General features: G+C 64.6%; 1 protein-coding gene. It reads right to left on the bottom strand.

Going from position 1 to position 758, the window contains the following annotated elements; translation table 11 throughout:
* On the bottom strand, positions 1-758 hold a 758-nt coding region (locus tag A5791_RS27615; RefSeq protein WP_156660976.1), incomplete at both ends, for a serine/threonine-protein kinase.

Genomic DNA, 758 nt, shown 5'->3' with positions numbered 1-758 from the left:
GGCTTCGCTGCCGGTCGCTGAATGGGCTCGGTGATCGCGTCGCGGGCGGCATCGGCAAACTCCACTGTGGTCGCGTATCGCTGGTCGGGGTCTTTGGCCATGCCGGTCGCGATGACCTCGTCGACAGCGGGAGGCACATTGGGTTGGGTGGTCGAGGGTCGCGGCGGGGGGGTACTCAGGTGTGCGGCGACCAGGCGCGCCATCGTGTCTTCCTCGAAGGGCGGGTGTCCGGTCAGGCTTTCAAATAGCACGCAGGCCAGCGAGTAGATGTCGGCGCGGGCATCTTCTGTTCTGTTATCTAACCGCTCGGGTGCGATGTACTGAAAGGTGCCAATCATATGGCCGGACTTGGTCATTCGCGTCTCTTCCAGGACGCGGGCGATGCCGAAGTCGATCAGGTAGGCGAAGTCGTTGCGGTCGAGCAGGATGTTGGAGGGTTTGATGTCGCGGTGCAGCAGACCCACCTCGTGGGCGGCGTGCAGAGCTTCAGCGACCTGGCCGATGATGTGTACCGCGCGCGCGGGTTCCAACGGCCCGTCAGCCAGCAGGGTCTGCAGGTCGCGGCCCTCGACCAGGCGCATGTCGACATACAGGCGGCCGTCGATTTCGCCGTAGTGATGGATCGGGATGACGTGCGGGCTGTTCAACCGCGCCGCCGCGTGGGCTTCGCGGCGGAATCGGCCCTGAAAGTCGTCGTCCTCCGACAGATTCGCCGGCAACAACTTGAGGGCCACGATCCGGTCGGTGTCGGTGTCATG

The sequence above is a fragment of the Mycobacterium sp. 852002-51163_SCH5372311 genome, assembly GCF_001667115.1.
GTDB lineage: Bacteria > Actinomycetota > Actinomycetes > Mycobacteriales > Mycobacteriaceae > Mycobacterium.
This window is presented reverse-complemented; position numbering and strand designations above follow the sequence as displayed.